Source organism: Klebsiella michiganensis, from assembly GCF_015139575.1.
Lineage (GTDB): Bacteria > Pseudomonadota > Gammaproteobacteria > Enterobacterales > Enterobacteriaceae > Klebsiella > Klebsiella michiganensis.
Genome location: NZ_AP022547.1, coordinates 3,117,943 through 3,131,430 on the forward strand (window position 1 = coordinate 3,117,943; position 13,488 = coordinate 3,131,430).

General features: G+C 57.3%; 12 protein-coding genes. 5 read left to right on the forward strand and 7 right to left on the reverse strand.

Annotated features, from left to right (window positions below; genetic code table 11):
* The first annotated feature begins 225 nt into the window (after nt 1-225).
* Nucleotides 226-2,337 carry a TonB-dependent receptor PqqU gene (gene pqqU / locus JLG71_RS14660; RefSeq protein WP_181919000.1) on the forward strand — a complete coding sequence of 704 codons (2,112 nt, stop codon included), beginning with the start codon at nt 226-228 and terminating at the stop codon, nt 2,335-2,337.
* 73 nt (nt 2,338-2,410) lie between these two features.
* Here pqqU and JLG71_RS14665 read toward each other — a convergent pair whose 3' ends face one another.
* A complete protein-coding gene (locus tag JLG71_RS14665) occupies nt 2,411-2,710 on the reverse strand; it encodes a DUF406 domain-containing protein (RefSeq protein WP_025107880.1) in 300 nt (99 codons plus the stop codon).
* A 293-nt stretch (nt 2,711-3,003) separates the two neighbouring features.
* Between JLG71_RS14665 and rihA the strand changes: the two genes are divergently transcribed.
* A complete protein-coding gene (rihA, locus tag JLG71_RS14670; RefSeq protein ID WP_200913543.1) occupies nt 3,004-3,939 on the forward strand; it encodes a pyrimidine-specific ribonucleoside hydrolase RihA in 936 nt (311 codons plus the stop codon).
* A 42-nt stretch (nt 3,940-3,981) separates the two neighbouring features.
* Here rihA and JLG71_RS14675 read toward each other — a convergent pair whose 3' ends face one another.
* The 3 genes from JLG71_RS14675 to JLG71_RS14685 all read right to left on the reverse strand — a co-directional run bounded on the left by JLG71_RS14675 (nt 3,982) and on the right by JLG71_RS14685 (nt 7,118).
* Nucleotides 3,982-5,019 carry an NADP-dependent oxidoreductase gene (locus JLG71_RS14675; RefSeq protein ID WP_025107882.1) on the reverse strand — a complete coding sequence of 346 codons (1,038 nt, stop codon included), beginning with the start codon at nt 5,017-5,019 and terminating at the stop codon, nt 3,982-3,984.
* Nucleotides 5,020-5,084: 65 nt separating this feature from the next.
* Nucleotides 5,085-5,660: a helix-turn-helix domain-containing protein gene (locus JLG71_RS14680; protein WP_025107883.1), complete on the reverse strand. Its 576-nt coding sequence runs from the start codon at nt 5,658-5,660 to the stop codon at nt 5,085-5,087.
* A gap of 162 nt (nt 5,661-5,822) precedes the next feature.
* Nucleotides 5,823-7,118, reverse strand: coding sequence for a porin (locus JLG71_RS14685; RefSeq protein WP_200913544.1), 1,296 nt, complete (start codon nt 7,116-7,118; stop codon nt 5,823-5,825).
* A gap of 511 nt (nt 7,119-7,629) precedes the next feature.
* Here JLG71_RS14685 and JLG71_RS14690 point away from each other — a divergent pair.
* The gene (locus JLG71_RS14690) at nt 7,630-8,148 is read left to right on the forward strand and encodes a GNAT family N-acetyltransferase (RefSeq protein ID WP_200913546.1); all 519 of its coding nucleotides are present in this window, start codon (nt 7,630-7,632) and stop codon (nt 8,146-8,148) included.
* Nucleotides 8,145-8,594 (forward strand): DMT family transporter, encoded by a 450-nt coding sequence (locus JLG71_RS14695; protein WP_032749209.1) that lies wholly within the window; start codon nt 8,145-8,147, stop codon nt 8,592-8,594. The genes JLG71_RS14690 and JLG71_RS14695 overlap by 4 nt, the downstream gene beginning before the upstream one ends.
* A gap of 8 nt (nt 8,595-8,602) precedes the next feature.
* On the opposite strand, the gene JLG71_RS14700 is transcribed toward JLG71_RS14695, so the two are convergent.
* Both JLG71_RS14700 and JLG71_RS14705 read right to left on the reverse strand, forming a co-directional pair.
* Entirely contained in the window at nt 8,603-8,836 is a 234-nt protein-coding gene (locus JLG71_RS14700) for a DUF2526 family protein (protein WP_014229241.1), read from the reverse strand.
* Between the two features lie 17 nt (nt 8,837-8,853).
* Nucleotides 8,854-10,452, reverse strand: a complete 1,599-nt coding sequence (locus JLG71_RS14705) for an ABC transporter substrate-binding protein (protein WP_048263602.1) — start codon at nt 10,450-10,452, stop codon at nt 8,854-8,856.
* A gap of 269 nt (nt 10,453-10,721) precedes the next feature.
* Between JLG71_RS14705 and JLG71_RS14710 the strand changes: the two genes are divergently transcribed.
* Nucleotides 10,722-12,155, forward strand: coding sequence for an aldehyde dehydrogenase (locus tag JLG71_RS14710; protein WP_025107888.1), 1,434 nt, complete (start codon nt 10,722-10,724; stop codon nt 12,153-12,155).
* A 3-nt stretch (nt 12,156-12,158) separates the two neighbouring features.
* Here the strand turns inward: JLG71_RS14710 and JLG71_RS14715 are convergent, their stop codons facing one another.
* Nucleotides 12,159-13,415, reverse strand: coding sequence for a putative acyl-CoA thioester hydrolase (locus JLG71_RS14715; RefSeq protein ID WP_064405031.1), 1,257 nt, complete (start codon nt 13,413-13,415; stop codon nt 12,159-12,161).
* Nucleotides 13,416-13,488 lie beyond the last annotated feature (73 nt).

Genomic DNA, 13,488 nt, shown 5'->3' on the forward strand with positions numbered 1-13,488 from the left:
ACAGTGCTTCCGGGGCGCAAAATCATCGCTTTGCGCTCTTCTTAGGAATGCGAATAGTAATCATTATTTATCGCAATGTGGAGCGTTAATTACCCGTAGCGTTCTCGACATCACGCAATTCTTGCTATTTGTTAACTCAAATTCCGTTAAGTCTTTTCAAAAAATTTACAAAAGAGCTAACATATATACATATGTTCCGTTTGGTTCGTTTTGTGAGTAACTTTGATGAAAATCCTTTCCGTGCGCGCCGCCGCGCTCCCCGCTCTGCTTTTGCCGCTGGTCTCCGCAGGGCCCACCGCTCTCGCCGCTGAACAGACCATGGTGGTTACCGCCGCGCCGTCGGCGGTTTCTGAACTCGATACCCCCGCCGCCGTTAGCGTGGTTAACGGCGATGAGATGCGCCAGGCCGCGCCGCGGGTAAACCTCTCCGAGTCGCTGGGCGCGGTACCGGGACTGCAGGTGCAAAACCGCCAGAACTACGCGCAGGATCTGCAGCTTTCGATTCGCGGCTTCGGGTCCCGCTCCACCTACGGCGTGCGCGGGCTGCGTATTTACGTCGACGGTATCCCGGCCACCATGCCCGATGGCCAGGGGCAAACCTCGAATATTGATATTGGCAGCCTCGATTCGCTCGAGGTGCTGCGCGGGCCTTTTTCCGCCCTGTACGGTAACTCCTCCGGCGGGGTGATCAACGCCACCAGCCAGACCGGAAGCCAGCCGCCCACTATCGAAGCCAGCAGCTACTACGGCAGCTTTGGCACCTGGCATTACGGTATGAAAGCGACCGGCGCGGTGGGCGACGGCAGCCACGCGGGCGACGTCGACTACGTGGTTTCCACCAACCGCTTCACCACCCACGGCTCCCGCGACCATAGCGGCGCGCGTAAGAATCTTGCCAACGCGAAGCTCGGCGTGCGCATCAATGACGTTAGTAAGCTGACCCTGCTGTTTAACAGCGTGGATATTAAAGCTAATGACGCGGGCGGCCTGAGCTACGACGAATGGCAAAATAATCCGCGCCAGTCGCCAAGAGGCGATGAGTACAATACCCGCAAAACCATCAAACAGACCCAGGCCGGTTTACGCTACGAGCGACAGCTGAGCGAGCAGGACGATCTGAGCGTGATGATGTACGCCGGTGAACGTGAAACCACGCAATATCAGTCGATTCCTCGCGCGCCGCAGCTCAAACCCACCCATGCTGGCGGCGTTATCGACCTGACGCGTCACTACCAGGGAATTGATACCCGCTGGACCCACCGCGGCGAGCTGCTGGTGCCGGTCACCTTTACCACCGGTCTTGATTACGAAACCATGAGCGAGCGCCGCAAAGGTTACGAAAACTTTGTTATGAGCAACGGCGCGCCGCAGTACGGTGAAAAGGGAGACCTGCGCCGCAACGAGCGTAACCTGATGTGGAACGTCGATCCCTATCTGCAAACCCAGTGGCAGCTCACCGAGAAACTCTCTCTGGACGCGGGCGTGCGCTACAGCTCGGTTTGGTTCGATTCCAACGATTATTACATTACGCCGGGCAACGGCGATGACAGCGGCGAGGCCAGCTATCATAAATGGCTGCCGGCAGGCTCGCTGAAATATGCGGTAACCGACGCGTGGAACGTCTACGTCTCCGCCGGCCGCGGTTTCGAAACGCCGACCATTAATGAGCTTTCCTATCGCTCCGGCGACCAGGGCGGGCTGAACTTTGGCCTGCAGCCGTCCACCAACGAAACCGTTGAAATTGGCAGCAAGGCGCGTATCGGCAACGGCCTGTTGACCGCCGCGCTGTTCCAGACCGACACCGACAATGAGATTGTCGTCGACGCCAGCAGCGGCGGGCGTACCAGCTATAAAAACGCCGGGAAAACCCGTCGCCAGGGGATGGAGCTGGGGCTGGATCAGCAGTTCGGCGAGAGCTGGCGTTTAAAAGCGGCCTGGACCTGGCTGGATGCGACCTATCGTACCAACGTCTGTGATGATGCCAGCTGTAAAGGCAATCGCATTCCGGGGATCGCCCGCAACATGGGCTATGCCTCCTTTGGCTACCAGCCCGAAAAAGGCTGGTACGCGGGCAGCGATATTCGCTATATGAGCGATATTATGGCTAACGATGAGAACACCGCCAAAGCCCCATCCTGGACGGTGGTCGGCCTGACGACCGGCTATAAATGGAGCTATGGCAAAATGGATATGGATCTGTTTGGCCGCGTCGATAACCTGTTTGACCGCAGCTACGCGGGCTCGGTTATCGTTAACGAATCCAACGGCCGCTACTACGAACCGGCGCCGGGCCGTAATTACGGTATCGGTCTAAATCTGGCATGGCGGTTTGATTAACGCTTGATTGCGGGACCTCAACGGGATCGCTTGCAGGATCCTGTTGAGGGTTAGCCGTGGATGCTCGCTGGCGTTAAATCACGTTTCTTAACGACAATTCGAAAATGATCTTTTCCGCCTGGCAGGAGAAGGCAATCGAAGCCTCAAGCTTTGCCTCATCGCCGGCGGCCACGATGGTATAGTCGACCTGCGGCGGCTCGCTGGCGGGCGCGGCGGCCAGGGCACGTTCGCGGACGGCCGCGATGGTGGACTCGGCCTCTTCGCGGCTGGCGAAGTTTTTCTCTACCCGCCAGACGCAGTCCTCATTATCAATAATCGAGCCCACGTCAATGGCGCAGCCTTTGGTACTGCATTTATCTACAACATCTTTCATTGCGGTTACCTCTTGAAGTTTTCTTTAGAATAAGAATCCGTTGGCGGAAAGCAAACCATGAATATTTGTATGGTTGAGTCGTTTTATCATTATAGGCCTCCGCGAGAAGCGACTTTTTGCGCCACCGCATGGCTACCCCCTGATTGCGCAAGGATCAGGCAGATAGATTGGCAAGGCGTCGCGCGATATCGGCGCTCAATCGTGCACGTCATCACACTATCCTGCGCTAAGCCTCGTCTATACCGCTTTACGGCGTTACCCTTGTCACAAAATAACGCCAACAAGGAGCTGCTATGGCACTGCCAGTGATTATCGATTGCGATCCGGGTCATGATGACGCGATTGCCCTCGTTCTTGCCCTCGCCTCACCCGAACTCAATGTTAAAGCCGTCACCTCCTCTGCGGGAAATCAGACCCCGGACAAAACCCTGCGCAACGTCCTGCGGATGCTCACCCTGCTTAAGCGCCCGGATATTCCGGTCGCCGGCGGCGCGCTCAAGCCGTTGATGCGGGAGCTGATTATCGCCGATAACGTGCATGGAGAGAGCGGTCTTGACGGTCCGGCGCTGCCGGAATCGGGCTTTGCCGCCCAGGCGTGCACCGCCGTCGAGCTGATGGCCAAAACCCTGCGCGACAGCGCCGAGCCGGTCACCATCGTCGCAACCGGCCCGCAAACCAACGTCGCCCTGCTGCTCAACAGCCACCCTGAACTGCATGCCAAAATTGCCCGCATCGTGATAATGGGCGGTGCGATGGTGCTGGGTAACTGGCAGCCGGCGGTCGAGTTTAATATCTACGTCGACCCGGAAGCGGCGGAGATCGTTTTCCAGTCCGGCATTCCGGTGGTGATGGCCGGGTTAGACGTCACCCATAAAGCGCAAATTCACGTTGAGGATATTGAGCGCTTCCGCCGCATTGGCAACCCGATATCCACCATCGTCGCCGAACTGCTCGACTTCTTCCTTGAGTACCATAAGGATGAGAAATGGGGCTTTGTCGGCGCGCCGCTGCACGACCCGTGCACCATTGCCTGGCTGCTGAAGCCGGAGATGTTTACCACCGTTGAACGCTGGGTCGGCGTGGAAACGCAGGGGAAATATACCCAGGGAATGACCGTGGTCGATTTCTACAATCTGACCGGCAGGAAGCCGAACGCAACGGTGATGCTCGATGTCGATCGCCAGGCGTTTGTTGACCTGCTGGCGGAGCGGCTGGCGTTTTACGCGTAAATCATCATAAAACCGGCAGGCGCGATGCCTGCCGGGAAAAAGCTACTCGTCAGGAGAGACGCGAACCACCACTTTACCGAAGTTCTCGCCCTTCAGCAGACCGATGAGCGCCTGCGGCGCGTTCTCCAGGCCGTCAACCACCTGCTCGCGGTATTTGATTTTCCCTGCCTGCACCCAGCGCCCCATCTCCTGCTGGAACTCGGCAATCCGGTGCCCGTAATCCTGGCCGATAATAAAGCCCTGCATACGGATGCGTTTTTTGAGGATTGTCGCCATCAGCAGCGGTAAACGATCCGGGCCGTCGGGCAGCGCGGTGGCATTGTAGCCGCTGACCAGGCCGCAAACCGGCACGCGGGCCGAGGTGTTCAGCAGCGGCAGCACTTCATCAAACACTTTCCCGCCGACGTTCTCATAGTAGATATCGATCCCCTGCGGGCAGGCTTCAAGCAGTTTGACGGCGAAATCGGGCGCGCGGTGATCGATGCAGGCGTCGAAGCCGAGGGTTTCTACCGCATAGCGGCACTTCTCGCTGCCGCCCGCGATGCCCACCGTACGACAGCCTTTCAGCTTCGCAATCTGTCCGACCGTTGCGCCAACCGGCCCGGTGGCGGCGGCGACCACCAGCGTTTCACCCGCTTTCGGCTGACCAATATCCAGCAGCCCCATATAGGCGGTAAAGCCCGGCATGCCGAGGATCCCCAACGCCCAGGAAGGGTGTTCCGGGCTCTCGCCTAACTTCACCAGCCCGCTGCCGTCGGAGAGTTCATAATCCTGCCAGCCGCCGTAGCCCAGCACCCAGTCGCCGGGCTGATAATCATCATGGTTCGATGTCACGACGCGGCTCACGGTGCCGCCCACCATCACCGCGCCAACGGCGACCGGCGGCGAATAGGAAGGCGCGTCGCTCATCCGCCCGCGCATATAGGGATCTAAAGACAGAAAGACGGTGCGCAGCAGTAGCTGTCCCGGCCCGGGAGAAGCGACCTCACCCTCTTCCAGGCGGAAGTTTTCCCCGGTCGGCTCGCCGTGCGGACGGGATGCCAGCAGCCAGCGGCGGTGGCGTTGCGGATTGAAAGCCATAACAAACTCCTCTTTTGACAAGTCTGTATTGAGGCTAGCTGCTTTCCCGGCAACGCGCATTGACATTATGAGGCAGATTGATTGAGCCGGACCACCAGATAGATGCAGGGCTGCGTGGTTTCATTAATAAAGCGGCAGTCGTTCGGCGGCCCGAGCTCCAGGCAATCCCCCGCCTGCATTTCGTGGCGCGCGTTGCCTTCGAGAAAGACCAGTTCGCCCTGCTGTAGCCAGATGAGCTGCCGAGCCAGCGCATAGGATGACGCGGGCATAGGAACGTCGCTGCCAGCCGGAAGTTCCACCTGCACCAGATCGATAGGCAGGTCGCTACGCGGGGAAACGTGACGCCGAAGATAGTGGCTCTGCGGATCGTGCCACACCGGCTGATGAGCAAAACGCAGCAGCTTGCCTTCCTGCATCTCCGCCCTGGCGATCAGCGTCGACATGCTAATGCCGAAGGCGCCGGAAAGTCGTCCAAGCATCGACGCCGTCGGGCTGCTTTCGCCGCGCTCGATCTTGTGGATCATCGCCCGCGACGCCCCAGCCCGCTCGGCGAGTTCGCTGAGCGACCAGCCGCGGGATTCCCGCTCGATTCGGATGCGTGCGCTGATGCGCTGGTTGAGGTTGTCTTCTATAGTATTCATAACGTGACACTATAGTGTAGCCCTACTGTTTCTACAACCAGACGCCGATAGCGGCGATTATCGTGAAAAGGCCCGGCGTAATACACCGCCGGGCAAGGCAGAAAAGGATGCAATCCGTTAACTAAAGCACCCTCAAGACCATAAATGAAAAGAAAATGCCCGTCAGATAAAGACGCGCAGCCCCACTGCGCCGAGATTGTCGTCAATATTCCACGCTTCATTATCGTTGCCCCAGGCTTTTTCGTAGCCGTATTCAAGATAGGTCACCGCGTTTTTCCCCAGCCAGTAATCGGTGCCTAATACCGTCGACTGGAAGTGCTGCCCCTCCATCGCATCGCCGCCCTGCGACCAGTTAAAATCAACGTACACGCTCCAGGCCGGGGTGATTTTAAATTGCGAGTCATATTCCAGACCGAGAACCGTTTCCTGGTCATCCCCCTGCTGGTTATTATGTTCGTAATGGCCGCTGGTCGCCGCTGTAACATCATTCACTTTATTGAGGTAATAAGTCACTTCCGCGCCGTTATACCAGGCATGATCGCCAACGCTTGTCGTATATTTCGCGTTCATGCCCATGCTATAAGTATTGCCGTCATAGGCATCGCCGTTATTATCGGTGTAATTAAAACAGTGGCCATTCGGGCCAAAATTCTGGCAGCCGCTGACTGACCCGCTATTTACCGTGTAATTGTTATACGCCACCGCGCTGGAGACGGAGAAGCCGTTATCCCAACGGTACTGCGCGGCAACCGCGGCGCCGCCGTGAACGGTGGCTGAACCATCGCGGTAAGCGTCATGCAGGTTCGGCCCATCGCCGTAGGCCGCAAAGCCGATGCTGTCGACGTTGTCATTGCCTTGCCCCATGACGCCAATCGTCATATCTTTATCATTGTAATAATAGATTGCCGCGGAATTAATAATATCCGTCGACATTCCGGCGGTATCATGTTTCGCTTTACCGCCCCAGGCATAAGTCGTATCAATACCCAGCCCCCAGTCCGTGGGAGCATACTGTTTGCCGAAGGTCACCACGCCATAGCGGTCATTGCCAATACCGGCATAAGCCTGCCGGGTATAAACATCATTGCCCTGGTCATCGGTGGCGGAATCTAAACCATGAACGCCGGTCTCATAATAACCGACGGCATAATTACTCAGGCCGTTCAGGTCAAAATTATGCCGCACAGCAACCCCCAGCCGCGAGTCATTATTCTGTATATTATGTTCCTGAGTATGATTAGAGTCCGTTTTGGCCATTAAACGTACGGATCCTAAAATACCAATTGCCGTATCGTCATTGCTCCACAGCGTCTCCCCTTTAGTCTGCGTCGCGGTATAAGCCGGTGCCGCCTGTAGCGCGGTGGTTTCAGCCGCCATAGCGGAATTGCCCAATATAGCCCCCATGGCCATTGCCAATATTGACGGCATTAATTTCTTCATATTTTGTGTACGCGCCATTGCTTCACCCTTGTTAGCAAAATCATTCCCTGCGTATAAATACGCATAATAGTGTAAACAGAATATCGTTATATAAAATCCAACAGAGCTACATTGAATAACTTCTCGACATGCACTCTGCTTAACCGAAATATATCTTCAGGGGTTAGACTAGTTCTATTGGGTGAAAATAAAAAGCGGACTGCCATCACAATGATTTACATCATCACCAATATAATCAATGAGTTATGATAAAATTAATTTCTTTTCTGCATGTCAGAAAAATCCAAATCCGGTAAATAAAAATGTAAAGTATGACGGCAGATTAACAGTAATATATTTAATAAATCCTCCAATCATGAAATATAAATACGAATGATGTTTCTGCGCAGGCAAGCCAGGGTCGCGCAGTCATCGCACACAACGGACCCGGCCGGCCAGAGGAAAAATTTATGGCTAAAACAGATGACAGCCTTGCGTACATTATTGTAATAATATCGTACTACTATAGTGTACAAGCCTGAGGGTTACCATGAGCATCCGCCATGCCAGCAAAGACGATTGCGCGGCAATCGCTGAAATCTACAACCACGCGGTCGTCCATACCGCCGCCATCTGGAACGACAAAACCGTCGATACCGACAACCGTATTGCCTGGTTCGAAGCCCGGCAGATAGCCGGTTATCCCGTGCTGGTGAGCGAAGATAACGGCGTGATTACCGGTTACTCCTCCTTCGGCGACTGGCGCGCCTTTGACGGCTTTCGCCACACCGTCGAACATTCCGTCTATGTCCACCCCGATCATCAGGGGAAAGGTCTGGGCCGCAGCCTGCTCGTCGCCCTTATCGCCGAGGCGAAACGGCTGAATAAGCACGTCATGGTCGCCGGCATTGAAGCGCAAAACGAGGCTTCATTGCATCTGCATGAAACGCTGGGCTTTATCACCACCGGGCAGATGCCGCAGGTCGGCACGAAATTTGGCCGCTGGCTGGATCTGACCTTTATGCAGCTGCAGCTTGACGATCGCCGCGATCCGGACGGCAGCGCATGAATCAAACGCTGACCCTGGCCTGTTTAATCGCCGCTGGCGTCGGGCTGGTGCTGCAAAACACGCTGATGGTGCGCATTACCCAGTCCGCATCGACCATCCTGATCGCCATGCTGCTTAACTCGCTGGTCGGCATCGTGATTTTCGTGACAATACTGCTGCTTAAGCACGGCGCGGCGGGGTTTCAGGAGCTGGCGGTCAGCGTAAAGTGGTGGACGCTTATTCCCGGTCTGCTGGGCTCGTTCTTTGTCTTTGCCAGCATCAGCGGCTATCAGAACGTCGGGGCGGCAACCACGATTGCGGTATTGATTGCCAGCCAGCTGGTTGGGGGCTTAGTGATAGATCTGATTCGCGCGCACCACGTCCCGCTACGCGCGCTGTTTGGCCCGCTCTGCGGGGCGGTGATGCTGGTTATCGGCGCCTGGCTGGTGGCCAGGCGCCAGTTCTAGCGGCGTAACTAGTGAATCTCGCCGCCGCGGGTCAGCTGCTCCCGGCGAGCTTCCTGCTCCTCGTGCTGCTGGCGGCCGTGGTGGGCGATGGCGTTACGCAAACGCTGCTGCTGAACGTAGCGCTCTTCCCGCCCCAGCCCCGCATCATCGCTCAGCGCGATCAGCAGTTCATTCATATGGCTAATAACGCTTTCGGCAATCGCGGCGTCCACGCGCGCGACGACCTCATCCAGATGCGACATGCTTCTCTCCTTCCGGCTTAATTGAGTTTAACTTTGGAAAAATCGCTGCCCATCAGGCTCACACTGTAGCCGCTCACGTTGCTGCGCGTCGCGTAGAAGGTGTTACCGGTCGCCAGGGTGATCCAGGGGGCCTGCTGCTGAAAAATCTCCTGCGCCTGAGCGTAGAGTCCGGCGCGCGCCTGCGGGTCGCTGACCAGGATAGCCTTTTTCACCAGCGCATCGTAGGATTTATCGCACCAGCGGGCAACGTTAGAGCCGGTTTTAATGTTATCGCAGCTTAACAGGGTGCCGGCGAAGTTATCCGGATCGCCATTATCAGACATCCAGCCAAACAGCGCGCTGTCGTGCTCGCCTTTGCGCATGCCGGCGAGGTATTCACCCCATTCATAAGTAACGATTTTGGCTTTGATCCCAACCTTGCTCCAGTCATTTTGAATCATCTCGGCAATACGTCGGGAATTGGGGTTATACGGCCGCTGCACCGGCATCGACCACAGGGTGACCTCGGCCCCTTTTTCCAGCCCGGCCTGCTTAAGGAGATCTTTCGCTTTTTGCGGATCGTAGTCGTAATCAGGCAGATCTTTCTTATAGCCCAGCATATTGGCGGGGATCGGCGATTTCGCGACGCTGCCGGAGTCCAGGAAGACCGCTTTCACGATTGCCTGCTTGTCGGTAGCGTAGTTCAGCGCCTGGCGCACCAGTACGTTATCAAACGGCTTTTTCTCGGTATTAAAGGCCAGATAGCCAACGTTGAGCGCCTCAACCGCATGCAGCGCCAGATCTTTATTGCCCTTAATCACCGGGAACTGTACCGGCGACGGCGCGGGGATAATCTGGCATTCATTGGTTTGCAGCTTCGCAAGCCGCGTCTCAACGTTCGGTGTGATCGAGAAAATCAGGTGTTTGGTCGGCACGTCACCGTCCCAGTAGTGCGGGTTAGCGACATAGCGGATCAGCGAATCCGCTTTATATTGCTGCAGCGCGTAGGGTCCGGTACCAATAGGCCAGGTATCGACATACTCCGGGGTGCCTTTTTTCAGCATCGCATCGGCATATTCGGCAGACAGAATCGACGCAAAATCCATTCCCCAGTCGGCGAGGAACGCCGCGTTCGGCTCGTTCAGCACAAACTGCACGTGATAATCATCGATTTTTTTGACGTCTTTGATCAGCTTATCCAGCCCAACGTCGTGGAAGTATTCGTAATGTCCCTGGGAAACATTATGGTACGGATGGCTGGCATCTTTCTGCCGCAGCACCGAGAACAGCACGTCATCGGCGTTGAAATCACGGGTCGGCTTGAAGTATTTGTTGCTGTTGAACTGCACGCCCTTACGCAGGGTGAAAGTCCAGGTTTTACCGTCCGGGGAGACGCGCCATTCGGTGGCCAGCGAGGGAATCGGCGTATTTTTGACCGGGTCAAAGTTTATCAGGCGGTTATAAAGCACCTGGGAACTGGCGACGAAAGATGGGCCCGAGCTGGCAATCTGCGGGTTGAAAGATTCCGGCGAAGCTTCGGAACAATAGACCAGCGTATCGTTGCCCGCCGCCCAGGCGCCTGCCGCCGGCAGTAGCGCGCTCAACGCCAGCGCAAGAAACGTTTTCCCTGTAGACATGGTTATAAGCCTTATGAATTTGTTATAAGTCCTTTAATAACAGCACAGGAGAATTCAACCGGCAAATAATCAATTGCTATCAGGTTATGCTAAAAACCGCGTTTTCGACGATAAATTCAACATCCTCTCAATTGGCGTCATCGAACTTCTTCATAAATGTGAACCCTGCGCAAAGTTACGAAAAAAGCGGGCGATAACCGCCCGACCGCCACCGCGCGGCGGCGCAACCCGATACACTCGGCAAATCGTAACGCCAGGAGAAGCCAATAATGACAATAACCTGCAATCTGTACACCAACGGCCAGTGGCATGATGCTGAAGGTCATGCCACCTTTACCCGCGATAATCCGCTCACGCACGAACGCGCCTCCGTTGCCAGCGCCGCCAGCCTGGCGGATGCCCGCCGCTGCGCCGCTGCCGCCGGCGCGGCGTTCCCGCAGTGGCGCGATACGGTACCCGCCGAGCGCCGACGCCTCCTGCTGGAGGCCGCGGAAGAGATGCTGCGCCGTGAGGCGAAATTTATCGCCGCGATGGCGGCGGAAACGGGAGCCACCGCGCACTGGGCCGGTTTTAACGTTCATCTGGCCGCCGATATCCTGCGCGAAGCCGCCGCCCTGACCACGCAAATTGAGGGCCAGGTGATCCCTTCCAACGTGCCGGGAAACCTGGCGTTGGGCATCCGCCAGGGTGCAGGCGTGGTGCTTGGCATGGCACCGTGGAACGCGCCATTAATCCTCGCGACCCGCGCTATCGCCACGCCGCTGGCCTGCGGAAATACGGTTATCCTCAAAGGCGCGGAGCTTTCACCGGCGACCCAGGGGCTGATTATCGATGCCCTGGCGGCGGCAGGCTTTCCCGCGGGCGTGGTCAATTATCTGACCTGCGCCCCCGCCGACGCGCCTGCGCTGGTGGAGTTACTGATTGCCCACCCCGCCGTACGCCGCATCAATTTCACCGGCTCCACGCCGGTGGGACGGATAATCGCCCGCACCTGCGGCGAACATCTGAAACCCGCGGTGCTGGAACTCGGCGGCAAAGCGCCGCTGCTGGTGCTGGATGACGCCGATCTCGAACAGGCCGCCGCAGGCGCAATTTTTGGCGCATTCGCCAACGCCGGACAAATCTGCATGTCCACCGAGCGCATCATCGTTGACGCGACCGTCGCGGAAGCGTTTGTGGCGCAGCTGGCCAGACGCGCCGCCGCCCTGCCCGCCAGCCTGCTCGGCCCGGTGGTGGACATGAAGACCGTCACCCGCTGCAATGCCTTGATAGAGGACGCGCTGGCGAAGGGGGCGCGCCTGCTGGCCGGCGGCCTATCCGATTCGACGCAAATGCGCGCCACCCTGCTTGATGGCGTCACCCGGGAAATGCGCATCTGGCATGAAGAGTCGTTCGGTCCGGTGAAATCGATTATTCGCGTTAAGGACGAAGCCGAAGCGCTGGCCGTCGCCAATGAAAGCGAATATGGCCTCTCGTCGGCGATATACAGCCGGGACAGCGCCAGGGCGTGGAACCTGGCGCAAAATCTGCAAACCGGCATTTGCCACATCAACGGCCCCACCGTACACGACGAAGCGCAAATGCCGTTTGGCGGCTGCAAATCGTCAGGCTACGGCCGCTTTGGCGGCCGCGCGGGAATTGCCGAGTTTACCGAGCTACGCTGGATAACGCTGCAAACGGTCCCGCGCGAGCTCCCGTTTTAAGCCTCAGGGCTGCCAGCGGTTATTGAATTCCCACAGGCGATTGAAGGCAACATCATCAAGCTGCCGTTCTGCGGAAGTGTTGCCGCGGAACGGCCGGGCGGTGGTGGCCGCAGCGCCCCAGGGGGAAAGCCGATCGTAGCTTTGATCGATAGTACTGTTGGCAATAAGCACCTGCCCGTTAGCGGTTTTACCCGCTAAATAACCGGTCTTCCCCGCCCCCTGATCCCAGGCGCGGCCCAGCTTCGCCTTGAAGTTGCCCTGATAGCCGCCGTCACCGGTAAAGCGGCTATTCTTCACCAGAAAGCCGTATGGATTATCCGGCAACGTATTCGGCGCAAGCACGTATGCCTCGGGCGAGCGGCGCGTTGAGACGGTGTGAAAATGGACGTTATCAAAAACGGCGTTCGCCCGGCCAAAGACGTAGTCCACATCCCCTTCGACGTAGCTGTCTTTCACGTATACCCGGCTGATACGGTCGGTTACCGCCTCATTGCGCCGATTGCTGGTATTTACGTAGAGCGTGTCCTGACGTCCGAGCAGGCGGACGTTCTCCAGCTGCACGCGATCGCCGTCCGTCCGCAGCGCCACGCCCTGATGCGTCCCACCGTCGACGGTATCCAGCAGGCTATTGGCTACGCTGAGATTCAGCAGCTGAAAATCCGCACTTTGCGACCAGACCACCGCCGCGCAGTTGGTGCCTATCGTCTTGCTGGTTCGCCCGGCGCACAGCGCATACTGATACCATGCCGGATCGCCTTCGCGGTATTGCTGTTGGCTATTTACCCGCTGGCGATAGCGCGCTACCGAGAGCTGCGAGTCTATTGCCAGCTCAATTCTCACCTCTTCAGGACTATCTCCGGCGCCGTAGAGGGTTATCGGCGGCGCGCCTTCAGGGATATAGACCGTCTCCCGATAGATGCCCGGTTCGATGCGGATATAGATGCGCGCCTCCTGCGCCCCATGCTGGTCTATTGCCGCGTTAACCGCCTGCTGAATGCGGGTGAACGGCGCTCCCGACGGCGCCACGCGCCACGCACTCTCGGTTTGCGGGAGGTGAACTGGCGATGGCGACCAGGGGCCATCGGGGGCACTTAACGCGCCGCCTTGCGCAAAATAGCGCTCAATGGTGAAGGTTGCCGCTTCTGCCGCAGTAAGCTGCGGACGGGAGGTCGTCCCGCGCGGAGTTTGCGTCGCGCACCCTTGCAGAAGCAGCGGTGTAAAGAGTAAAGCCGAGATACCCAGGATAGTGATTTTTCGCATTTCACGCTCGCCATGAATAAAAGAAACCATATATCAAAATAAATGAAATATAGTTTCTTTTTATATGCGGCGA